The following is a 21,252-nucleotide window of genomic DNA, read 5'->3' as shown; positions in this document are numbered from 1 at the left end:
ACAGGCGGAGCGTCCGCTGGTGCCGAGGCGTCCACCGGGCGCGGCGTGGAGTCGTTGGCAGGCCACGACGCTTCAGGCGCCGAGGCGCCGGAGGTCGACGAGCCTGCCTCAGGCGCACGGTCGGACGAAGCAGGCTCGGACGTGCCCTGAGCCCCGGGGTCCTTCTGGGCACGCTTCCGGCGCCACCCGCGGCGACCAGTGTCCAAGGTGAACCGGTTGAAGACCTCCACCAGGCTCTCGTCCTCCGGTGAATCGGGGTCACGCCACCGGTGCTGCCCGGTCGGGTCCGGACCTTCGCTCATCGTCGCCTCACACCGACTGTCCGGTCATCACTCGGCTGGCCCCCTGAAGTTGGGAACGCAGTTCCGGCGTCAGGATCTGCCCGACGCGCTCGACCAGCAGCGTCATCTCGTACGCGATCAGGCCCATGTCGCACTGCGGGGCCGCCAGCACGGTCAGGCAGGAGCCATCGCTGATGGCCATCTGCAGCATCAGACCGCGCTCCATCTCCACGACGGTCTCGGTGACCGCTCCCGCTTCGAAGCACCGAGCCGCCCCCTGGGTGAGGCTGAGCAGGCCGGACGCGACGGCCGCGAGCTGATCGGCGCGGTCGGTCGGCAGCTTCGCCGACGCCGTCAGCAGAAGGCCGTCAGCCGAGACGACGACTGCGTGAGCAACACCGGGCACCCGCTCGGTGAAGTCCGTGACGAGCCAGCCGAACTGACTCGGCTGGGGGTTCTGGGCGTTCATGGCGCCTCCTTTCCTCCTCGCTGGTTCGGGGGTCACCGGGACTCGTCCGTCGACGGGTGGGCGTCGCGGAGACTGTGCTTGCCGTCGCGGACACCGCGTTGGAAGCTGGCCAGTCGACCGCGCATCAGATCGGCGTCGCGCGGCGGTGTGGCAGTCGATTCGGTGGCCATTCCCGACACCAGCTGAGCTCTGGGGGTTCGGCGGGGCAGACCGGAGGGCGTGTGGTTCACGTCCTCGTTGCTAGTGGTCGGCCGAGTCGCGTCGCTGCCGCTGTCTGCCTGCGGCTCTGCCTGGGCGGTGACGGGTTCCTCGGTCGCGGTCCCGTTGGCCTGCGACGCTTGGTTGAGCCGGTGGCGGCCGCGCTGGACGCCTGCCTGGAAGCTTGCCAGCCTGCCTCGCGCGAGGTTGGCGTCACGCGCCGGCCGCGGTTCGTCGTCGTCGACCTGGCTTGCGCTTCCCGCCAGCAGATTTGCCCGTGGCACCCGCTGGGGCAGTCCGGCCTCGGTGAAGTCGGTCGGTTCAGCGGCAGCGACCTCCTCGGCGCGCAGCTGGACCTCATCGCTGGCGAAGTACCACTCCCGTGCCGACGAGCCGTTCGTTGAACCGGCACCGTCGTCGGAGGAGGGGTCCCTTCCTTCCACATCGACGGCCGCGAAGGTCTCGGTGTTCGGGCCATCGGCCTCGTCGGGCCACTGGAGAGCCTCCTCGCCTTCCGGGCTGCCGTCGGCGCGTTCTTGGAACCACGCCGAGGACAGCTCGTCGAGGATCGACTCCGCGGTCTCGGGAACCTCCATCGCAGGCGGCGGTTCCGCGGAGATCTCCTGCGTGTGGAAAAGGTCGTCGGCCGAGCTGTGCGGCGACTCACCGTCGGTGCCGCGGAACAGGTGGAACCCGTTGTGCGTCGGCGGGTTGCTGGTCGCGTCCTGTTCGGCTGCTTCCCAGTCGAACTGCCGGATCAGCGTGTCGTCGTCGTTGTCGGGGCGGTAAACGCCGTTCGTGCGCGGTGCGGGGAGGGAGACGTCGTCGATCAGCAGCTCGGGCCGGATCGTCAACGACACGCGCACCCCCGTGCCGTCCTGGCCGGGCTTCAACTCCACGTGGATGCCGTGACGGCGCGCCAACCGGCCCACGACGAACAACCCCATGCGCCGCGAAGTGGACTGCTTGATCTCCTCGTCCGAGGTCAGACGCTGGTTGGCTTCGGCGAGCTCGGCCGCGTTCATGCCGATGCCCTCGTCGTCGATGTCGAGGCACAGAGCACCGTCGCGCTGGCGCGTGCCGGACACGACCACTTGGGTCTGCGGAGCGGAGAAGTTGGCCGCGTTGTCGAGCAGCTCGGCCAGCAGTCGCACGAGGTCGCTGGCCACGTAACCGACGAGCTTGGTGTCGGGCAGCTGCTCCACGCTGACACGCGGGTAGTGCTCGATCTCGGACACCGCGGCGCGCAGCAGGTCGGCTGGGTTGGTGGGGCGCGTGAAACGCCGCGCCAGGTCCGCACCGGAGAGCACCATGAGGTTCTCGTTGTTGCGGCGCATCCGCGTCGCGAGGTGGTCCAGTTGGAAAAGGGTCGCCAGCTGGTCGGGGTCTTCCTCGTCGCGTTCGAGTTGCTCGAAGAGCCGGAGTTGGCGTTCCAGCAGGCTCTGGCTGCGCCGAGAGACGTTGATGAACGAATCGCTGTAGCTGCGGCGCAGCTCCGCCTGCTCGGAGGCCAGCGTGACCGCCTGCGTGTGCACGTCGTCGAACGCGCGGGCCACGTCACCGATCTCGTCCTTGGTCACGACCGGAACCGGTTCCACGGCCAGCGGAGCGTGTCCGGCGCGGATGTCGGCGACCGCGTGGGGCAGCTGGTGGTTGGCGGTGTCCAGCGCACTGCGTCGCAGCAGGTCGAGCGAGCCGAGCAGGTGCCGAGCCATCACGACCACGATCAAGGCGGCGATCAACAGCGCGGTGAGCAGGATGACCGATTGGAGCCCGGCGAGGTTGCCTGCCGTGTCCTGCAGGGTGAAGGCGGTGCGGTGCAGCTGGTGGTCGAGTTCGGCCTGCAGCGTGTGAAGAGCGCGGGTGGCGGTGCTGGACTGGTCCTTCCACGTCGCGGGCGTCACCAAGGAGAGGGTCGCCCTCCTGTTGTCCTCCTCGGCCATGGCCAGCTGGACGGAGGTCTCGCGAGCCGGCACCTGGGGGTTGGCGTAGAGCCGGTCGTAACGCATCCGCTGTTGCGGGTCGGCGGCCGCGCGGAACTCCTTGACCGCCGCGGTGCGCCGGGCCTCACTGGCGGCGAGGCGGGCGAGGTTGTCGCTGGTGAAGTTCTCGCGGGACAGCCCGGTGAGCACGAGCGCCTGCTGCAGCTGCACCTCTTCGTTGATCTTGGCGAGCTCGTGCACCGTGGTCGCGGTCGCCACGAGCTCAGACGACGAGATCTGGCTGATCAGCGTGCGGTCCAGCGCGAGCATCACGTCGATGAGCTCGGTGTAGGCGGTGGCGGTGATGCCGGGGTCGGCGCGGCCACCGAGCACGAGCCTGCGGATCGGGTCGAGTTCGGTCGACTGCCGCTCGGTCTCCTGACGGGCGTAGCGGACGGCGTCGCTGTCCGGCGCGGCGCGGAGGAGGCGTTGCGTGTCGGCCAGCGCCTGGTCGGAGGCGGCGAAGCTGTTCCTGACATCGGCCTCGGAAACGTGACCGCGCACGAGGAACTCCGCGGCTTGGCTGCGTTCTTCTTGCAAGTTGTCGACGGCCGTGCGAACGGCTCGTCCTGCCGAGACAACCCGGTCCATCTGCTCGTAGTCGCGGGCCTCCGTGATCTGACCGCGGATCTGCAAGACGCCCAGCACGAGTGCGAAGATGACTGGGACGAGCACGACGGCGGCGATCTTGACCGGAAGTTTCCAGTTCTGCCACGTGGTGATTCGAGATGTGGCGCGCGACCACGTGGACGCCCGGGTCGCGTTCGCGGGCGGGTTTTCTACTCCGCTGCTCACGACGCAGTCCTTTCCCGCGCGGTCGAAGCTTTCATCGCCAACTGCGCGTTCGTGTGGTGGGCAGGCCGGCCCGCCTCGGGTGTGCGCGGCAGGTCTTTCGTGGTTGGCGGCGCTGCCTGCGTTTTCGGGGTTTTCGCGGGTGGCAGTGCGGTCTTCGACGGCGGTGTTCGATGGCCTGCGATGTCGGGGGTGATCGCGGCGGCATCGAATCAGTTCGCACCGGTCGTCGGCGTGCAGAACATTACCTCACTGAAATGATCTACCAAGTATCTCGGAATCATCCTTCTGACCTGGTATTTCAAGCTTGAGGAGATCATCTTCCCTGGTCGTGGCAGGGTGGGTGGGGCAGGCAGACACTGATCGTGTTCGTCCTGAGCGGGCCTGACCAGGCTTTAGTCACTCGATAGAGAGAATGTCCTCGAACGGGTGACGCTGCAGGTGGGAACGACAGGAAGGCTCCCATGTCCACTCCGTGTTATTCTCACCGAAACTGGTGGTTGATCAGCGAAGATGTCCGACTGGAAGTCCATCTTCGCGCCTTCTTCGGCAACGCTGGAGAATCGGCGGGGTGGCGTTTCACGCCGGCTTCGGCTACTCGGCGTGATCGCTCGATTCATCAATAGGTGTGGTGTGTCGCTGCAGCGGTCCAGGAGTCAGGAATTGATCGTTAGACTCCCGGCCTGGTTGGCATCGCAAGTCGTGCGGTCAACGACGCCTGCGGAATTTCGAGATCTGTGAAGATCGCGGACAAGGGCGTCGGACGAAGTTGGGGGACTTTGCAGCACTGGCGGAATAGCGTCGGTGCTCCGCCGAACGTCTGGAAGGATGCATGCGCTACGCCACCCAGTCTCCGCCTCCGGCTCGAGGTACCGAAGCGACCTTCGGTGAGATCAACAAGTCGGCCAGGCGCACTGATCTGCCTCCACCCACCCCTGCAGCACCTGACTTCCCCCGCATCGCCCGCAGCGCCGAATTCCGGGAACTGCGCAGCACATTGCGCAGGTTCACCTTCCCGATGACCGTCCTGTTCCTCCTCTGGTACGCCGGATACGTCGTCGCCGCCGCGTACTTCCCCGAATTCATGGCCATCCGCCTGTTCGGAGCCGTCAACATCGGGCTCGTCCTCGGCCTCGGCCAGTTCGTCAGCACCCTGGTCATCACGGCCCTGTACCTGCGCTACGCGGCCGACGAAATCGATCCCCGCGCCGCCGAGCTCTACCGCGACGCGACCGGTGAGGAGCGCGAGTGATGGACACCAACCCGCTGCTCAACATCAGCATCTTCGCGGCGTTCGTGCTGTTCACGCTCTACGTCGTCTACCGGGTGAGCAGCGCCGGCACCACCACCGACTACTTCGCCGCGGGGTCGCAGTTCAGCGGTGCGCAGAACGGGATCGCGCTGTCCGGTGACTTCCTGTCCGCCGCGTCGTTCCTGGGCATCGCCGGCGCCATCGCCGTGCACGGCTACGACGGGTTCCTCTACTCGATCGGCTTCCTGGTCGGCTGGTTGGTGAACCTGCTCCTGATCGCTGAGCTGCTGCGCAACACCGGCCGGTTCACGATGGGAGACGTGATCAGCTATCGGACGCAACCACGTCCGGTGCGCGCCGCCGCAGCGGTGTCCACCTTGATGATCTCCTTCATCTACATGATCGCCCAGATCGCGGGCGCGGGAAGCCTCGTGTCCCTGCTGCTCGATGTGCACAGCGCCACTGGGCAAGCTCTCGTGATCGCCGGAGTTGGTGCGTTGATGGTCGTCTACGTGCTCGTGGGTGGGATGAAGGGAACCACGTGGGTGCAGATCATCAAGGCCGTCGCGCTGATGCTGTGCGTCGCCTTCATGACCCTGTTCCTGATGGGCAAGTTCGGCTACAGCATCACCTCCCTGCTGCAGCACGCCGCTGAGAAGAACCCCCTCGGCGAGCGGATCTTCGCCCCAGGCGCCGAGTACGGCAAGGACGTGACCACCAAGCTCGACTTCATCTCGCTCTCGATGGCGTTGGTGCTCGGTGTCGCCGGTCTTCCGCACGTCTTGATGCGCTTCTACACGGTGCCCAACGCCCTGCAGGCACGACGCTCCGTCGTCTGGGCGACGGTCACCATGTCCGTCTTCTACCTGTGCACGTTCGTGATCGGTTTCGGAGCTGGAGCCGTCAGCGGAACCGACTCGATCCTGTCGGCGCCTGGCGGTGAGAACTCCGCGGCTCCACTGCTGGCCTACCGCATCGGCGGAACGGTGCTGCTGGGCATCGTCGCCGCGATCGCCTTCGCCACGATCCTCGCCGTGGTGTCAGGGCTGACTCTGACCGCATCGGCGTCCTTCGCCCACGACGTGTACGCCAACGTCATCAGGCGAGGCGAGGCCGATTCCGAGTCGGAAATCCGGGTGGCACGGCTGACCGCGTTGGTCATCGGCGCCACCTCGATCGTCGGCGGCATCCTGGTCAACGGGCAGAACCTCGCATTCCTGGTCTCCCTCGCCTTCGCCTTCGCCGCGTCGGCGAACCTGTCCACCCTGTTGTTCTCGCTGTACTGGCGACGGTTCAACACGCGAGGGTCGCTGTGGGGGATGTACGGCGGGATGGGCACGTGCCTGATCTTGATGATCTTCTCGCCGGTGGTCTCCGGTTCGCCGACCTCGATGTTGCCCGGCATCGACTTCGCCTGGTTCCCGCTGAGCAACCCGGGCCTGGTGTCGATTCCCGCGTCCTTCCTGTTGGGCTACATCGGAACCCTGCTCGGCGATCGGGAGGACGGCGTCCGGGCCGACGAGATGGAGGTCCGTTCGCTCACAGGCATAGGCACCTCCTGAGCAGCTGACCAGTGGAAGGGAACCTTCCTGCTACTTCCCCGGCAGGAAGGTTCCCTGCTTCCACCGCCCTGGGCCGACTTCGCCGGCAGGACTGTCCGAGGCGGTCGACGCAACACCGATGTCGTGGGCATCGGTGTTGCGTGACGGGACCGGGGAGTGGCTGGCGTAGCAGCCGGGAAAGCGAGGATGGCATGAGTTCCGCTACCCAGAATTCATGGGAGCCGGTGCACAAGACCCGGACCTACGAGCAGGTCATGGCGCAGATCGAGCGCCGCATCCTCGACGGGCGCTTGGCGCCTGGCGACCGGTTGCCCAGCGAGCGCGAATTCGCTCAACTCCTCGGTGTCAGCCGGCCGTCGTTGCGTGAAGCGCTGCGCGTTCTCGAAGCCCTGGGCATCGTCGACGTGCGACCCGGCCGCGGGCCTGAAGGCGGAACTGTCTTCCTCGGACAGCCGGGCACGGGCCTCTCGATGCTGCTGAAGATGCAGCTGGCCCTCGGCCACTTCGACCGCACCGAGGTGTTGCGGACCCGCTTGACCCTGGAGGAGTGGGCGATCACCGAAGCCGCCCGGCACGCGACCTCCGCCGACCACCACGCCCTGCGCGAGATCCTCGACGAGATGGATGGCCCGGAGCTCACCACCGGTGACTTCCACCGCCTCGACACCGAGTTCCACGTCCGGATCGCGGAGTCCACCGGCAACTCGTTGGCCGCCCACCTCATGGCTTCGCTGCGGACAGCGATCCAACGCCAGATGGTCGAGGCCCACGAGCCGTTGGAGGACCGGCGAGTCACCTCGCAGCGGCTGCATCGCGAACACCTGGCTCTCGTCCAGGCGATCGAGGACCACGACGCTGAACGTGCCGTTGCGCTGCTGCGCGGTCACATCAACGACTTCTACCGGCTCGACGACGTCGAGCGCTGAGGTTCAGCGCGAGTCGGCCGGGCTCCGGATCAGTCCTGCTTGCGCACGCGCAGGCCGTCGAACGCGACCGTGGCCACCGTGTCCGCGAGCGTCTTCGCCTCCGCGCCGCGGTGAGGCCGGTACCACTCGACGATCGAGTTGACCATGCCGAACAGCAGGCGGGCCGCCGTCGCCGGGTCCACGTCGGAGCGAAGATCTCCGTCAGCGGCGGCCTTGCTGACCAGGTCGGCGACGATCTGGTCGAACTCCCGACGTCGGGCCAGCGCGGCCTTCTCGACCTTCGTGTTGCCGCGGATCCGCAGCAACAGGGTCACGAAGGGCAGCTGCTCGACGAGCACGCCGACGCTGGCCCGAACCAGGTATTCGAGCTTGTCGATGGCGCGGCCGTCGATGGTCTCCAGCTTGTCCGCTTCAGCGAACAGTCCGTCCAAACCGCGGTTCACGGCCAGTCGCAGCAGTTCGTCCTTGCTGCGCACGTGGTGGTAGATCGCGGACTTGGTGATCTGCAGCTTGCGCGACAGATCCTCCATGCTGGTGCCGTCGTAACCGCGCTCGTTGAACAGCTTGACCGCCACCGCGAGCAGGGATTCCAAGTCGTAGCCTGGGCGACCGCGTTTGGTGCCGCGGGTGCTGGGTGGATCGGTCATGGGAGCCATTATCGCAAGTGGTTTCAGTCACGAGGGCGTTGGTCGATGACGCGGCGGAGCTTGCCCACCGAGCGTTCCAGGGAACCGGGCTCCACGATCTCCACGCCGACGCTGACTCCCACACCGTCCTTGACCCGGGCGGCGACCTCCTCCGAGGCGGTCTGCCGACGTTCCGGTGTGGTTTCCGGCAGCGCCTCGACGAGCACAGTCAGCCGGTCGAGCCGGTCCTGGCGGGTGATCTTGAGCTGGAAGTGCGGAGACAGGTCGGTGGTGTCGAGCACGATCTCCTCGACCTGGGTGGGGAAGACGTTCACCCCGCGCAGGATGATCATGTCGTCACTGCGACCGGTGACCTTGTCCATGCGCCGGTAGGCAGGACGCGCCGTCCCGGGCCGCAGCGCCGTGAGGTCGCGGGTCCGGTAGCGGATGATCGGCAGCGCTTGCTTGGTCAGCGAGGTGAACAGCAGCTCGCCAGTGGCGCCCTCGGCAAGCGGGACACCGTCGATCGGGTCGATGACCTCGGGGTAGAAGTGGTCCTCCCAGATGTGCAGACCGTCCTTGGTCTCGATCGCTTCCTGCGCCACACCGGGTCCCATGACCTCCGAGAGGCCGTAGATGTCGACCGCGTCGATGTCGGCGCGCTCCTCGATCTCGCGACGCATCTGCTCGGTCCACGGCTCGGCACCGAAGATCCCGACCTTGAGCGAGCTGCTGCGAGGGTCGATCCCCTGGCGCTCGAACTCGTCGAGGAGCGTCAGCATGTAGGACGGCGTCACCATGATGATCTCGGGGCGGAAGTCGGTGATGATCTGCACCTGCCGCGCGGTCATGCCCCCCGAAGCGGGGATGACGGTGGCGCCGAGCTTCTCCGCCCCGTAGTGGGCACCGAGCCCGCCGGTGAACAGGCCGTACCCGTAGGACACGTGAACCTTGTGCCCGGGCCGTCCCCCGGCGGCGAAGATCGACCTCGCGACCACGGTCGCCCACGCGTCGATGTCGCCTTCGGTGTAGCCGACGACGGTGGGCTTGCCGGTCGTGCCGCTGGAGGCGTGCACCCGGCGCACCTGGTCCTGCGGGACGGCGAACATGCCGAACGGGTAGTTGTCGCGCAGGTCCTGCTTGGTGGTGAAGGGGAACTTCTGCAGGTCGTCGAGTTCCCGGCAGTCGTCCGGGTGCACGCCGGCGTCGTCGAACTTCCGACGGTAGAAGGGGACGTTGTCGTAGGCGTGGTGGAGGGTCCACTGCAGTCGTTCGAGCTGCAGCGCGCGAAGCTCGTCGGTGCTCAGCCGTTCTGCCGGCGAGAGGTCGTCCACTGCGGGCGCAGCACCCAGCCGGCGTGCGCTCGGCACCTCGTTGTGCGTGGTCGTCATGGGGGAAGACTCCTCAGCGCTTGATCTGTCCAACGGTGCGGCTGCGGCCGCGGAACTCCGCGACGACCTCCGGTCCGGAGGGGGTTTCCCGGTGCACCGTGACGTCGTAGATGCCGTTGCGGCCGTACCTGGTCCGTTCCTGCGCGTTCGCCACCAGCTCGTCACCGAGACGGGCGCTCGTGACGAACGAGATCTCGGCTCCTGCGGCGACGGTGACGGGACCGTGGCTGTTGCAGGCGGCGGCGAAGGTCGTGTCAGCCAGCAAGAAGACGTAGCCGCCGTGGGTGATGTCGTGCCCGTTGACCATCTGCTCGGTCACCCGCATCCGCGCCACCGCTGTGCCGTCGTGCGCCGCTGTCACGTCGATGCCGAGCGCGGCCGAGGCGGCGTCGGCTTCAAGCATGGACTTCGCGGAATCGGTGAGTCGGTTCGCCGAGCTCGTCACGTGCGCCACCGCCTTGCTTACTGACCGAATGGACGGTAAAGAAATCCGCTCAAGTAAATGTCAGCGCCAGAACAGATGTCAAGGGTGGCGGATTCGGACGATCCCCGTCCACAGGAGGACTTCTCGTGGTGGCGGTGGGAGGAAGGTTCCCTTGCTCGCCGCCTGCGCCGGCTGGGGCGCACGGGGTGTTCTCGCCACTTCCGTTCTGCGGGGTGGCGCGCTAGCATTAATTCCCGACCGTTCGGTTAGTAATTCTGGAGAGCGAGGCACGATGGCTCAGGGTGCGAGCAAGGTCCTGCGCAGCTACACCAGTGGCCGCTGGCAGGTGGGTGAAGGCGACGGCACACCACTGCACGACGCCGTCACCGGCGAAGAGGTCGCGCGGATCTCCTCGGCCGGCATCGACATGGCCGCCGCGCTCAACCACGGCCGTCGGGTCGGTGGCCCGGCGCTCAGGGAACTGACGTTCCACCAGCGCGCGGCACTGCTCAAGGCGTTGGCGTCGCACCTCCGCGAGCACCGCGAGGAGCTCTACGAACTGTCCGCCAAGACCGGCGCGACCGTCGGGGACTCCAAGTTCGACATCGACGGCGGCATCGGGGTCCTCTTCTCCTACTCCAGCAAGGGCCGGAGGGAACTGCCCAACGACACCGTCTACGTCGAGGGAGCTGTCGAACCGCTCAGCAAGGGCGGCACGTTCCTCGCCCAGCACATCGCCACACCGCTGCGCGGCGTCGCGGTGCAGATCAACGCGTTCAACTTCCCCGCGTGGGGGCCGCTGGAGAAGTTCGCCCCGGCCTTCCTCGCCGGTGTCCCGAGCCTGATCAAGCCCGCCAGCCAGACCGCCTACGTCACCGAGAAGCTGGTCGAGCTGATCGTCGAGTCGGGGATCATCCCCGAAGGCGCCCTGCAGCTGATCAGCGGAAGCGCGGGCGACCTCCTCGACCACGTGACCGGGCAGGACCTCGTGTCGTTCACCGGGTCGGCCTCCACCGCGCAGAAGCTGCGCGCCCACCCGGCCATCGTGCGCAACTCGGTCCGCTTCAACGCCGAGGCTGATTCGCTCAACTGCTCGATCCTCGGCCCCGACGCCACACCGGGCACGCCTGAGTTCGACCTCTACGTCAAGCAGCTGGTCACCGAGATGACCGTCAAGGCAGGGCAGAAGTGCACGGCGATCCGGCGCGCGTTCGTCCCCGCCGAGTTGCTCGACGACGTGGCCGAGGCGGCCGCCGAACGCCTGGCGAAGGTCAAGGTCGGCAACCCCGCCAACTCCGGGGTGCGGATGGGGGCGTTGGCGAGCCTGGAACAGCGCGAAGAGGTCCGCCGCTCCCTGAAGGCGCTGCGCGGCGCCGGCGACATCGTGTTCGGTGATCCCGAGCGCGTCGAGGTCGTCGACGCGGATGCGGAGAAGGGAGCCTTCCTCTCACCGGTCCTGCTCAAGGCCGACCCCGAGCGCGTCGAGCCCCACGAGGTCGAGGCGTTCGGGCCGGTGTCGACCTTGATGTCCTACACCTCGGTCGAGCAGGTGGTCGACTACGCCGCACGCGGTCAGGGAAGCCTCGCGGGATCCGTGGTCACCGCAGACGCTCAGTTCGCGCGGGAGGTCGTGCTCGGTGCCGCGCCGTGGCACGGCCGGCTGCTGGTGCTCGACAACGACGACGCGAAGGAGTCGACCGGGCACGGGTCGCCGATGCCGGCGCTCGTGCACGGCGGGCCGGGCCGCGCCGGCGGCGGCGAGGAGATGGGCGGTGTCCGCGGCGTGCTGCACCACATGCAGCGCACGGCCGTGCAGGGCAGCCCGAACGTCCTGTCGCAGGTTACCGGCCGCTGGGTGGAGGGTGCCCCTCGCACTGAGACCGAGATCCACCCGTTCCGCAAGTCCCTCGCCGAGCTCAAGGTGGGCGACTCGGTGGTCGCCGGTCCCCGTGCGGTCACCGAGGAAGACGTGGCGCACTTCGCGGAGTTCACCGGCGACACCTTCTACGCCCACACCGACGAAGCCGCGGCCCGGGAGAACCCGCTGTTCGGCGGGATCGTGGCGCACGGCTACCTCGTCGTGTCCTTCGCCGCGGGACTGTTCGTCTCGCCCGAACCCGGACCGGTGCTGGCCAACTACGGACTGGAGAACCTCCGGTTCCTCACCCCGGTCAAGCCCGGCGACGAGCTGACCGTGACGTTGACCTGCAAGCAGACCACCCCTCGCGAGAACGCCGACTACGGCGAGGTGCGCTGGGACGCCGACGTGACCAACCAGAACCAGGAGTCGGTCGCCAAGTACGACGTGCTCACCCTGGTGGCCAAGGAGCAGCGATGACAGCGACGTTGTCCGAGAAGGAGCTCGAGGAGCACTTCGAGCACACCATCGCCAAGGACCAGCGGCTCGAGCCCCGGGACTGGCTTCCCGAGGCCTACCGCAAGACGATGGTCCGGCAGATCGCCCAGCACGCGCACTCCGAGATCATCGGCATGCAACCGGAGGGCAATTGGATCACCCGGGCACCTTCGCTGCGCCGCAAGGCCATCCTGCTGGCCAAGGTCCAAGACGAAGCCGGCCACGGGTTGTACCTCTACTCGGCGGCCGAAACGCTCGGCGGTGACCGGCAGGAATTGACCGAGAAGCTCATCAGCGGCAAGCAGAAGTACTCGTCGATCTTCAACTACCCGACGTTGTCCTTCGCCGATGTCGGCGTGATCGGCTGGCTCGTCGACGGTGCTGCGATCTGCAACCAGGTCCCCCTGTGCCGGTCCAGCTACGGCCCCTACGCCCGGGCGATGATCCGCATCTGCAAGGAGGAGTCTTTCCACCAGCGCCAGGGCTACGAGCTGCTGATGACGATGATGCGAGGCACCCAGGCGCAGCGGGACATGGTGCAGGACGCGGTGAACCGGTACTGGTGGCCGTCACTGATGATGTTCGGCCCGCCTGACGCCGAATCGTCGCACACCGAGCAGTCCATGCTCTGGAAGATCAAGCGGCACACCAACGACGAGCTGCGGCAGCGGTTCGTCGACATGACAGTGCCGCAGGCCGAAGTGCTCGGAGTGACGCTGCCGGACCCCGACCTCGAGTGGAACGCCGAACGCGGCCACTACGACTTCGGCGAGGTCGACTGGAACGAGCTCAAGCAGGTCATCAAGGGCAACGGCCCGTGCAACACCGAACGGCTGGCACGACGGAGGAAGGCGCACGAGGACGGCGCCTGGGTCCGCGAAGCCGCGGCAGCGCACGCGCGCAAGATGACGGAGGCGAAGTCATGAGTCGCAGTGAATGGCCGCTCTACGAGGTGTTCGTGCGCGGCAAGCGCGGTTTGAACCACGTGCACGTCGGTTCCCTCCGCGCCGCGGACGACCAGATGGCCGTGCACCACGCACGCGACCTCTACACGCGACGCAACGAAGGCGTGAGCATCTGGGTCGTGAAGGCCTCGGAGATCACCGCGTCCAGCCCTGACGAGAAGGATCCCTTCTTCGCGCCCTCGGGGGACAAGGTGTACCGGCACCCGACCTTCTACGACATTCCCGACAACGTTCCCCACATGTGAGCCGACGATGTCCTTCGACAACGCCTACGAGGCACTCATCGACGCCCACGACGACTCGCGTTGGGCCTTCGGCACCGGGTTCGACGACCCGCTGGCAGGGGTCGACACCTCGGTCCCGTCCGGTGTGGACGGAGCGGACCTGGCCGCGTACTGCTTGATGCTGGGCGACGACGCGCTCGTCCTCTCCCACCGGTTGCAGCAGTGGTGCACCTTCGCGCCCGAACTCGAGGACGAGGTCGCCATCGCCAACATCGGCCTGGACCTGCTCGGGCAGGCCCGGCTGCTGCTCGCGCGAGCTGGCAAGGCCGACGGCAGCGGACGCGGTGAGGACCACTACGCGTTCTTCCGCGACGAGCACCAGTTCCGCAACGTGCGGCTCGCTGAGCTCGAAGGCGGTGACTTCGGCCGGCTCATCGCGGTCCTGCTGGTGCTGTCCACGTGGCGGCTCGCCCTGTTCCAGCGGCTGACCGCGTCCCGGGACCCGGTGCTCGCCGCCATCGCGGACAAGGGCGTCAAGGAGTTGACCTACCACCGCGACTACGCAGCCCAGTGGGCAGTGCGCCTCGGTGATGGGACGCCTTTCTCCCACGAGCGCATGCAGGAAGCCTTCACCGAGAACTGGCCGTTCGTGGACGAGCTGTTCGCGCCGCACGAGACCGAATCCCGCTTGGCCGACGCGGGCGTCGCGGTCGACCCGGCAGCTGTGCGCGAGGAGTTCGACGGCGTGCTGGAACAGGTTCTGCAAGCCTCGACCCTGCAGCTACCCGAGGTTCCTGCCAAGGCCGGGGTGGCCGGCGGCACCGGCAGGCACGGACGGCACACGGAAGCCATGGGTTACCTGCTCGCGGAGCTGCAGAGCGTCGCGCGCGCCCACCCGGAGGCGACATGGTGACCGCAAGAGCTGTGGCCGAGACGGTCCGCGACCCCGAGCTGCCGATGCTCACGCTCGCGGATCTCGGCGTGCTGCGCGAGGTGTCCGAGCACGACGGTGCGGTGAAGGTGTCCATCACACCCACCTACACCGGGTGCCCCGCCATGGACACGATGAAGGACGACCTGGTCCACGCGCTGCAGGGTGCTGGTTACGCCCACGTCGAGGTCCACACCGTGCTGCAGCCGCCGTGGAGCTCGGACTGGATTTCGGACAAGGGGCGGCGCAAGCTTGCCGAGGCCGGCATCGCGCCTCCCGGTGACGCTCCCGCACGCCAATCGGGGCCGGTCCCGCTGACGCTGCGCCCACCCGAGCGGCAGGTGTCCTGCCCGCACTGCGGAGCGGCGAACACCGAGCCGCTGTCGGAATTCGGTCCCACCGCGTGCAAGGCGATCCGCCGCTGCGGCTCGTGCGCCGAACCGTTCGAACACGTCAAGGAGATCTGAGGTGACCGCGTTGACCAAGTCCCGGTTGCGGGGCGAGTTCCACACGCTGACCATCGCCGACGTCAGCCGGCTGTGCGACGACGCGGTCGCGGTCACCTTCACCGTGCCACCGGAGCTCGACGGCACCTACGACTTCCGAGCCGGGCAGTCCCTGACGCTGCGCCGCGTCATCGACGGCAGGGAAGAGCGGCGTTCCTACTCGATCTGCTCGCCTGAAGGGACCCTTCCGCGCATCGGAGTCCGCGAGGTCCCCGACGGGCTGTTCTCGACCTGGCTCGTCCACGAGGTGCGGCCCGGCGACGAGATCGAGGTGGGGACGCCCACCGGCGCGTTCACCCCGCAGTCGGTCGGCGGTCATCACGTGCTCATCGGCGCCGGATCGGGCATCACCCCGCTGCTGTCGATCGCCGCGACCGTGCTGGACGACCCGGAGGCGACCGTCACGCTCGTCTACGGCAACCGCCGCACGGACTCCGTGATGTTCGCCGACGAGCTGGCGGACCTCAAGGACCGCTACCCGGAACGGCTGGAACTCGTCCACGTGCTCTCGCGCGAACCTCGCGAGGCGGACCTGTTCACAGGGCGCCTCGACGCGGACAAGCTCCGCGATCTCATGGCGCTCCTCCCGGAGGTCGGTGAAGTCGACCAGTGGTGGCTGTGCGGGCCGTTCGGCATGGTCACCGGTGCGCAGCAGCTGCTGGCGGAGCTCGGCGTGGCCGACGAGCGCATCCACCGCGAGCTGTTCTACGTCGACGACGTGCCGCCGGAACCCGTGCGGCACGTCGATGCGGCCCCCACGGGGGAGATGACGGAGGCCACGATCGTGCTCGACGGCCGCCGCACCACCGCGGCGCTGTCGCGCGAGACGTCGGTTCTCGACGGAGCGCAGAAGGCCCGGCCAGACCTGCCCTTCGCCTGCAAGGGCGGTGTGTGCGGCACGTGCCGGGCGAAGGTCACCGAGGGCGAGGTCGACATGCGGCGCAACTTCGCCTTGGAGAAGGCGGAGGTGGCGGAAGGTTTCGTCCTCACCTGCCAGTCCATTCCGGTCACCGGCACGCTCACCGTCGACTTCGACGCCTGACGGGAGAGCGTCAGCACCCGAGAAGATCCGCCACTGAACGGACATCCGATCGTTCAGCGGCGGATCTTCTCGCGTTCAGGAGAGGTTCCTGCCGCCACATCAGGTGCGGCACGGGCATTTGCCGTGGATCCACCCACCTGAGCTGACAGCGTGGCGTCGCCGTGGTGGGCGACGTGTGCAGGAGGGAGGAGAACTGGGCGACGGTGGAAGCCACACCGTGGCGGTGCACGAAAGGTTCCCTTGCACGCGTCGCTGAGCCGTGAGGCGGGGGGATCAAGGGTGGAGAGGTGGCCCCCAACGCACGTGTCTCAGCATCGAGGCCTCTCAACCTTCGAGGCGCGGTGAGCCGGTCCGACGCAAGGCCGCCCCGCACGCAGTGGACGGCGTCGTGCGTTGCGAGAACCGGCACCTTCATCCTCCCGTCGGGCTCGGTGCGGTGAGGACGAACTTGCCGACGAACTGCTTCTTCTCGAACTCCCGTTGTGCTGCAGCGATCTCGGTGAGCGGGAAGGACTCGGCGATGACAGGGGTGAACGTGCCTTCCCGCGCGTCCTGCACGAGGCGGTCGAAGTGGCTGGGTGTCCACATCGCCGAGCCGATGAGCCGGCGGCTGTGGAGGTAGAGGCGGCGGACGTCGATCTCGATCCGCGGGCCGGCGATCGCTCCGGCGGTGACGAGTCTGCCGCCTTCAGCCAGGGCATCGATCAAGTCGGGAAAGCCGCTGCCTCCGACCACGTCCGCGACGACGTCGACCGGTGCGTCGAGCTCGCGAGACGGCACGGAGTCTCGGAGCAGCACTTGGGAAGCGCCTGCCGCGAGGAGCTGCTCTCGCTTGGCTTCGGTGGTGATCGCCACGGTGTGGCAGCCCCGCGCCGCCGCCAGTTGCACGAGTGCCATGCCGACGCCTCCGGATGCTCCGGTGATGAGGATCCGTTCACCGGGTGCGAGTTCAGCGCGTTCCAGCATTCCGACCGCAGTGCCGTAGGCGATGGGCAGCGCCGCGAGCTGCTGGTCGGTCAGCGGACTGGTGGTCATGTCGTGGGCATGTTGAGCCTCGACGGCGACGAACTGCGCGAACCCGCCGTCGCGTTCGCTGCCCAACAGGCCGACCGCGTTCGCGTGCGGGCCTGGACCGTCGTACAGCGCGCTGTCGACCAGAACTCGTTGGCCGAGTCGCGAGTCCTCGACGCCACGCCCCACTGCGACGACGGTTCCCACGATGTCGCCTCCCTGGATGCGCGGGAAGTGCAGTGGCATTCCTCGCCACCCGCCCACGGAGTCGGGGTCACCGGCAGTGCCGTAGCTGCCCTCGCGGCTCCACACGTCGGTGTTGTTCATGCCCGCTGCTGCCACAGCCACGAGCACCTCGTGCTCGGCGAGCGCGGGTGTCGGGACATCGGTCCTGACCTCCAGCGCGTCGGGGCCGCCATGCCGGGTGAGCACGACAGCCACCATGCGGTCGGGCACGTCGGACAGCGTCCGACCCGACTCACTGAGCTCGCGGACCGATGTCCTGGTCATTTGCACCACGTCCACTCCTCGCGTGGGCCGCGACGGGTCGCGGCTTTGAGTGAAGTACACACACCGGTATAGTTAACAAACGTGGCGCCGTCAACGCCTCGCTGGCGGTCAGCCCGCGTGCCGGGAAGGAGGTCCTGCATGCCACGGCCACGCACGCCTGAGGGAGAGCTGACGCCTGCGGCGAAGCGCATCCTGGTGACCGCTGGGGAGTTGTTCTACGAGCAGGGCATCAACGCGATCGGTGTGGAAGCGGTCGCCGAAGCCGCTGGCGTGACCAAGAAGACCCTCTACGACAGGTTCGGCTCCAAGGACCAGTTGATCGTGGCCTACCTGCGGGATCGCGACCAGCGCTGGCGGAAGTGGTGGCAGGAGCACCTCGAGCAGCACGCGACGACTCCGAGCGAGAAGCTCCTCGCGACGTTCGACGCGCTGGCCGAGTGGATGCGCCACAACCACCCGCGAGGGTGCGCGTTCGTCAACGCGCACGCCGAACTCGCCGACACCGACCACCCGGCCCGGGCGGTCATCACCGAGCACAAGCACTGGGTGCGCAACCACCTGGCATCGCTCGCCCACGAGGCCGACGCACCCGAGCCCGAGCGCGTGGCCGACGAGCTCACGATCCTGCTCGAAGGCGTGACCGTCGTGCAGTCCCTCAGCGTGATCGAGCAAGCCGCCGACAGCGCGAAACGACTTGCCGCACGCGCGCTCGACCTCGAGACAACTGCCGACTAGGTCCACGTTCCGCCCAGGAAACCGTCGCTCGCGTCGTTCTCCTCAGGGCGTGCCGAATCAACCCGTGAAACACAAAACCGCCCCTGACCGTGCTGGTCAGGGGCGGTTCTGCCGACTGCGCCCTCGATAGGATTCGAACCTATGACACCTGCCTCCGGAGGGCAGTGCTCTATCCACTGAGCTACGAGGGCTTGTCGCTGTGGACGATCGATAGCTTATCGCACGCCGCACGCGGGCCTGGAGCGGGGTGGGTTGCTGAGGTTCAACGGTGTTCATGCGGGGTACCGGGCAGTGGGTGCAAGGGAACCTTCCTGTCACCGCACCCGAGGGCGCCGGGGCGGTGATCTGGGTTGCACGCCATTTCTTCCCGCACCTGAATCATGCATACTTCGCTATGTATCTCTTGCGGATGTGAGGAGGCGCAGACATGGGGCACGGCCACGGGCACGGATCCGCGGCCGACGCGGTCCACGCGTCGGGCCGTTACCTGAGCAGGCTGTCCATCGCCTTCGGTGTGCTGCTGGCCTTCTTCGTGCTCGAAGCCGTCGTCGGGTGGCTGACGTCGTCGCTCGCCCTGTTGTCCGACGCCGGGCACATGCTCACCGACGTCCTCGGGGTCGGGATGGCGCTGGCCGCGATCACCGCGGCTCGTCGCCCCACCGGCACCAGGCGCACCTTCGGCCTCTACCGGGTCGAGGTCCTCGCCGCCCTGGCCAACTCCGTCCTGCTGTTCGGCGTCGCCGGCTACATCTTGTTCGAGTCGGTGAAGCGGTTCCAGGAGCCGCACGAGGTCGCCGGCCTTCCGATGATGGTGACGGCCGCCGCCGGTCTGCTGGCGAACCTCGTCGTGTTCGCGCTGCTCCGCAAGGGGGCGAGGGAGAGCCTCAACCTGCGCGGTGCCTACCTGGAAGTCCTCGCCGACACGCTCGGCTCGGCCGGTGTGCTGGTCGGAGGCTTCCTGACGTGGGCGTTCGGCTGGTACCTGGCCGACCCGATCGTCGCCGTCGGTGTCGGGCTGTTCGTGCTGCCCCGCACCTTCACGCTCGCCCGCCAGGCGCTGCGGATCCTCGTGCAGCAAGCGCCCGAGGGCGTCGACGTGCAGCAGATGCACAGCGACCTGGCCGCGCTTCCGTCGGTCACCGAGGTGCACGACCTGCACGTGTGGACCTTGACCTCGGGGATGGAGGTCGCCTCGGCGCACCTGACGGCGAGCCACGACGCCGACCACGGTGGGGTTCTCACCGCCGCGCAGCGGCTGCTGTCCGAGAACTACCGGATCGACCACGCCACGCTGCAGGTCGAGCCCGCCGAATGCGCCCGTCGTTGTCGAGAGCTCACCTGGTGACCGGCCGCGGGGCCTCGCTCGGTGAGCGGAAGGTTCCCATGCTCAGCGCAGCGGCTGAGCACCGCGCTGGTTGAGCATGGACGTCATGAGTTCCATCTCGCTGCCCTGCGAGCCGAGCATGTTCTTCGCCAGGGCGCGCACGGCGGGGACCGCGGCGTGGGTTCCGCCGTACTCGGCCATCCCGGCGCCGCCCTGGTGGTGGCGCAGCATCAGCTGCAGGAAGTAGACGTCGAACTCCGGGCCGCGCAGCGAGCTCAAGCGGGAAAGTTCCTCGCTGGTCGCCATGCCCGGCATGAGGGCGCCCCCGGCCATCGGCATCGCCATGCCGCCCCCGTGGTGGTGCTCGCCGGTGTCGGTCATCCACTGCATGACCGGGCCGGTCGCCTGGGCCGGCTGGTTCCAGATGCTCAACCAGCCCTGCATGCGGCCGATCTGGTCGCGCTGGTTAGTCTCGATGTCGAAGGCCAGCTGCCGGACCGCGACGTCGTCGGCGCGTTCCCGCGCCAGCGTCGCCATCGTCACCGCCTGCTGGTGGTGGACGCTCATGTCCTGGGAGAACCCGACGTCGACCGCCGTGGGCTCAGGTTCTGCGCGGTCGAAGGACGGCACCCGGACCAATAGTCCGAGCGCCGCCCCCAACAGCAGCAGCGAGATCGCCGCGACGACGGCGACGATGACCTGCGAAACGCGTCGTGCCTGCGGCAACGGGCTCACTGACCCATTTGACCGGCGCCGGCGTTGGCGCCCTTGCCGTCCATCGGAACCGCATCCGGGCCCGGAGGCGTGGCGTCGAACTTCGGCGGGTTGTTGGTGTCGAACGCGCCCGGGTAGGCCTGGCAGGAGCCGCCGACCTCGGGGTAGACGCCGTTGTTGTTCAGCCGCAGCGCGGTGATGAACTGGTCGATCCGCTGATCGTCGGCGTTGTCGACCTTGAGCTGGTGGCCCCAGGACTGCAGCGAGATCGGCGAGTCCAGGCCCGGGTACGGCGACAGCATCGTGTACGGCTTGCCCTGCGCGCGGACCTTGAGGCGGTCCAGGGAGGCCTGGTCGAGCTTGTCCGGGTTGTAGGCGATCCACACCGCGCCGTGCTCCAGCGAGTGGACCATGTTCTCGGTGCGGACCGGCTGCGGGTAGACCACGCCGGTGCAGTCGGCCCAGACGCCGTCGTGCGGACCGCCGAACGGCGGGTTCTTGTCGTAGGCCACGCGCTGGTCCGGCTTGACGTGCTGCTGGCCCTCGTAGTTGGCCGTGACGACGCCCGGGATCGTCTTCGACGGGTCCGGGTTCTGCGGCGACGGCTTGAACGCCTCGGTCGCCTTCTCCGCGGCGGCCTGCGCCTCGCGCGTCGCGGCCTGCTCGGACCAGCGGCTGTAGGCGTACCCGAAGATCACTGCCGCGAACACCGCGACCACCGTCACCCCGGCCACCAGCACCCACGGGATCGACCGTTGGTTCACCACAGCGGCGCCGCGGACCGCTTTGTTCTTAGCCATGCTGCTCGCAAACCTCGTCTCGCCAGTACCTGGGGACAGCGCCCGCCAGTGTAGAGATTGCCCGATCGGCGGAGTGCCGAGAGGCAAGTGCTCGCCACCACACGTTCTCACACACGGGCAACGCTCTGATCACGCCCCGTGGTCGGTTCGTGCGCGACGTGCGATCACGGCTGGGCCGAACGGACCCGGGCGAGTCCACAGAGTGGGCGGCAACCCGGCGTCTGAACTGGG

At 67.8% G+C, this 21,252-nt stretch carries 19 protein-coding genes and 1 tRNA gene; 11 read left to right on the top strand and 9 right to left on the bottom strand.

Going from position 1 to position 21,252, the window contains the following annotated elements; genetic code table 11:
• Nucleotides 1–309 precede the first annotated feature (309 nt).
• Both EIL87_RS23460 and EIL87_RS23455 read right to left on the bottom strand, forming a co-directional pair.
• A complete protein-coding gene (locus tag EIL87_RS23460) occupies nt 310–750 on the bottom strand; it encodes a roadblock/LC7 domain-containing protein (RefSeq protein ID WP_125092760.1) in 441 nt (146 codons plus the stop codon).
• A gap of 32 nt (nt 751–782) precedes the next feature.
• Complete coding sequence (locus tag EIL87_RS23455) at nt 783–3,725, bottom strand: sensor histidine kinase (protein ID WP_125092759.1); 2,943 nt, start codon at nt 3,723–3,725, stop codon at nt 783–785.
• Between the two features lie 829 nt (nt 3,726–4,554).
• Between EIL87_RS23455 and EIL87_RS23450 the strand changes: the two genes are divergently transcribed.
• The 3 genes from EIL87_RS23450 (at nt 4,555) to EIL87_RS23440 (ending at nt 7,462) form a co-directional block, all read left to right on the top strand.
• Entirely contained in the window at nt 4,555–4,974 is a 420-nt protein-coding gene (locus EIL87_RS23450) for a DUF485 domain-containing protein (protein ID WP_125092758.1), read from the top strand.
• A complete protein-coding gene (locus EIL87_RS23445; RefSeq protein WP_199740583.1) occupies nt 4,974–6,536 on the top strand; it encodes a solute symporter family protein in 1,563 nt (520 codons plus the stop codon). Before EIL87_RS23450 ends, EIL87_RS23445 begins: the two co-directional genes overlap by 1 nt.
• Before the next feature lie 191 nt (nt 6,537–6,727).
• Nucleotides 6,728–7,462 (top strand): FadR/GntR family transcriptional regulator, encoded by a 735-nt coding sequence (locus EIL87_RS23440; protein WP_125092756.1) that lies wholly within the window; start codon nt 6,728–6,730, stop codon nt 7,460–7,462.
• Between the two features lie 29 nt (nt 7,463–7,491).
• On the opposite strand, the gene EIL87_RS23435 is transcribed toward EIL87_RS23440, so the two are convergent.
• Genes EIL87_RS23435 through paaI form a run of 3 tightly spaced genes read right to left on the bottom strand, consistent with a single transcriptional unit; the run spans nt 7,492 to nt 9,882 of the window.
• Nucleotides 7,492–8,109 (bottom strand): TetR/AcrR family transcriptional regulator, encoded by a 618-nt coding sequence (locus EIL87_RS23435; RefSeq protein ID WP_125092755.1) that lies wholly within the window; start codon nt 8,107–8,109, stop codon nt 7,492–7,494.
• Between the two features lie 23 nt (nt 8,110–8,132).
• Nucleotides 8,133–9,479: a phenylacetate--CoA ligase PaaK gene (paaK, locus tag EIL87_RS23430; RefSeq protein WP_125092754.1), complete on the bottom strand. Its 1,347-nt coding sequence runs from the start codon at nt 9,477–9,479 to the stop codon at nt 8,133–8,135.
• 13 nt (nt 9,480–9,492) lie between these two features.
• Nucleotides 9,493–9,882 carry a hydroxyphenylacetyl-CoA thioesterase PaaI gene (gene paaI / locus EIL87_RS23425; RefSeq protein WP_125092753.1) on the bottom strand — a complete coding sequence of 130 codons (390 nt, stop codon included), beginning with the start codon at nt 9,880–9,882 and terminating at the stop codon, nt 9,493–9,495.
• A gap of 313 nt (nt 9,883–10,195) precedes the next feature.
• On the opposite strand from paaI, the gene paaZ reads away from it, so the two are divergent.
• From paaZ to paaE, 6 genes are read left to right on the top strand one after another with little or no spacing between them, the layout of a single operon-like run.
• Entirely contained in the window at nt 10,196–12,241 is a 2,046-nt protein-coding gene (paaZ, locus tag EIL87_RS23420; protein ID WP_125092752.1) for a phenylacetic acid degradation bifunctional protein PaaZ, read from the top strand.
• Nucleotides 12,238–13,185, top strand: a complete 948-nt coding sequence (paaA, locus tag EIL87_RS23415) for a 1,2-phenylacetyl-CoA epoxidase subunit PaaA (RefSeq protein WP_125092751.1) — start codon at nt 12,238–12,240, stop codon at nt 13,183–13,185. The genes paaZ and paaA overlap by 4 nt, the downstream gene beginning before the upstream one ends.
• Nucleotides 13,182–13,469 carry a 1,2-phenylacetyl-CoA epoxidase subunit PaaB gene (gene paaB / locus EIL87_RS23410; protein WP_125092750.1) on the top strand — a complete coding sequence of 96 codons (288 nt, stop codon included), beginning with the start codon at nt 13,182–13,184 and terminating at the stop codon, nt 13,467–13,469. Before paaA ends, paaB begins: the two co-directional genes overlap by 4 nt.
• 7 nt (nt 13,470–13,476) lie before the next feature.
• The gene (paaC, locus tag EIL87_RS23405; RefSeq protein ID WP_125092749.1) at nt 13,477–14,361 is read left to right on the top strand and encodes a 1,2-phenylacetyl-CoA epoxidase subunit PaaC; all 885 of its coding nucleotides are present in this window, start codon (nt 13,477–13,479) and stop codon (nt 14,359–14,361) included.
• Nucleotides 14,355–14,846: a 1,2-phenylacetyl-CoA epoxidase subunit PaaD gene (gene paaD / locus EIL87_RS23400; RefSeq protein ID WP_125092748.1), complete on the top strand. Its 492-nt coding sequence runs from the start codon at nt 14,355–14,357 to the stop codon at nt 14,844–14,846. Before paaC ends, paaD begins: the two co-directional genes overlap by 7 nt.
• A 1-nt stretch (nt 14,847) precedes the next feature.
• Nucleotides 14,848–15,927, top strand: coding sequence for a 1,2-phenylacetyl-CoA epoxidase subunit PaaE (gene paaE, locus EIL87_RS23395; protein WP_125092747.1), 1,080 nt, complete (start codon nt 14,848–14,850; stop codon nt 15,925–15,927).
• Nucleotides 15,928–16,338: 411 nt separating this feature from the next.
• Here paaE and EIL87_RS23390 read toward each other — a convergent pair whose 3' ends face one another.
• Complete coding sequence (locus EIL87_RS23390) at nt 16,339–17,448, bottom strand: zinc-binding dehydrogenase (protein WP_325049505.1); 1,110 nt, start codon at nt 17,446–17,448, stop codon at nt 16,339–16,341.
• Between the two features lie 138 nt (nt 17,449–17,586).
• Here EIL87_RS23390 and EIL87_RS23385 point away from each other — a divergent pair, with 138 nt between their 5' ends.
• Nucleotides 17,587–18,183: a TetR/AcrR family transcriptional regulator gene (locus EIL87_RS23385; RefSeq protein WP_125092746.1), complete on the top strand. Its 597-nt coding sequence runs from the start codon at nt 17,587–17,589 to the stop codon at nt 18,181–18,183.
• Nucleotides 18,184–18,301: 118 nt separating this feature from the next.
• On the opposite strand, the gene EIL87_RS23380 is transcribed toward EIL87_RS23385, so the two are convergent.
• Nucleotides 18,302–18,374: transfer RNA gene (locus EIL87_RS23380), tRNA-Arg, on the bottom strand.
• A gap of 236 nt (nt 18,375–18,610) precedes the next feature.
• On the opposite strand from EIL87_RS23380, the gene EIL87_RS23375 reads away from it, so the two are divergent.
• Complete coding sequence (locus EIL87_RS23375; RefSeq protein ID WP_125092745.1) at nt 18,611–19,528, top strand: cation diffusion facilitator family transporter; 918 nt, start codon at nt 18,611–18,613, stop codon at nt 19,526–19,528.
• Between the two features lie 42 nt (nt 19,529–19,570).
• Here EIL87_RS23375 and EIL87_RS23370 read toward each other — a convergent pair whose 3' ends face one another.
• Together EIL87_RS23370 and EIL87_RS23365 are read right to left on the bottom strand one after the other, a co-directional pair.
• Nucleotides 19,571–20,242 (bottom strand): DUF305 domain-containing protein, encoded by a 672-nt coding sequence (locus tag EIL87_RS23370; protein WP_125092744.1) that lies wholly within the window; start codon nt 20,240–20,242, stop codon nt 19,571–19,573.
• Nucleotides 20,239–21,021 (bottom strand): DUF3105 domain-containing protein, encoded by a 783-nt coding sequence (locus EIL87_RS23365; RefSeq protein WP_125092743.1) that lies wholly within the window; start codon nt 21,019–21,021, stop codon nt 20,239–20,241. The genes EIL87_RS23370 and EIL87_RS23365 overlap by 4 nt, the downstream gene beginning before the upstream one ends.
• Nucleotides 21,022–21,252: the final 231 nt, after the last annotated feature.

Source organism: Saccharopolyspora rhizosphaerae (assembly GCF_003931915.1).
In the GTDB taxonomy this organism is placed as follows: Bacteria; Actinomycetota; Actinomycetes; order Mycobacteriales; family Pseudonocardiaceae; genus Saccharopolyspora; species Saccharopolyspora rhizosphaerae.
Note: the sequence above shows the minus strand (reverse complement) of the source record. Positions and strands in the feature narration are given on the sequence as shown.

Coding starts and splice junctions, on each gene's coding strand:
- paaZ (WP_125092752.1), top strand. CDS start 10,196: ATGGCTCAGGGTGCGAGCAAGGTCCTGCGCAGCTACACCAGTGGCCGC.
- paaD (WP_125092748.1), top strand. CDS start 14,355: ATGGTGACCGCAAGAGCTGTGGCCGAGACGGTCCGCGACCCCGAGCTG.
- EIL87_RS23375 (WP_125092745.1), top strand. CDS start 18,611: ATGGGGCACGGCCACGGGCACGGATCCGCGGCCGACGCGGTCCACGCG.
- paaA (WP_125092751.1), top strand. CDS start 12,238: ATGACAGCGACGTTGTCCGAGAAGGAGCTCGAGGAGCACTTCGAGCAC.
- EIL87_RS23435 (WP_125092755.1), bottom strand. CDS start 8,109: ATGACCGATCCACCCAGCACCCGCGGCACCAAACGCGGTCGCCCAGGC.
- paaI (WP_125092753.1), bottom strand. CDS start 9,882: ATGCTTGAAGCCGACGCCGCCTCGGCCGCGCTCGGCATCGACGTGACA.
- EIL87_RS23450 (WP_125092758.1), top strand. CDS start 4,555: ATGCGCTACGCCACCCAGTCTCCGCCTCCGGCTCGAGGTACCGAAGCG.
- EIL87_RS23385 (WP_125092746.1), top strand. CDS start 17,587: ATGCCACGGCCACGCACGCCTGAGGGAGAGCTGACGCCTGCGGCGAAG.
- paaK (WP_125092754.1), bottom strand. CDS start 9,479: ATGACGACCACGCACAACGAGGTGCCGAGCGCACGCCGGCTGGGTGCT.
- paaC (WP_125092749.1), top strand. CDS start 13,477: ATGTCCTTCGACAACGCCTACGAGGCACTCATCGACGCCCACGACGAC.
- paaB (WP_125092750.1), top strand. CDS start 13,182: ATGAGTCGCAGTGAATGGCCGCTCTACGAGGTGTTCGTGCGCGGCAAG.
- EIL87_RS23365 (WP_125092743.1), bottom strand. CDS start 21,021: ATGGCTAAGAACAAAGCGGTCCGCGGCGCCGCTGTGGTGAACCAACGG.
- EIL87_RS23440 (WP_125092756.1), top strand. CDS start 6,728: ATGAGTTCCGCTACCCAGAATTCATGGGAGCCGGTGCACAAGACCCGG.
- EIL87_RS23445 (WP_199740583.1), top strand. CDS start 4,974: ATGGACACCAACCCGCTGCTCAACATCAGCATCTTCGCGGCGTTCGTG.
- EIL87_RS23460 (WP_125092760.1), bottom strand. CDS start 750: ATGAACGCCCAGAACCCCCAGCCGAGTCAGTTCGGCTGGCTCGTCACG.
- EIL87_RS23390 (WP_325049505.1), bottom strand. CDS start 17,448: ATGACCAGGACATCGGTCCGCGAGCTCAGTGAGTCGGGTCGGACGCTG.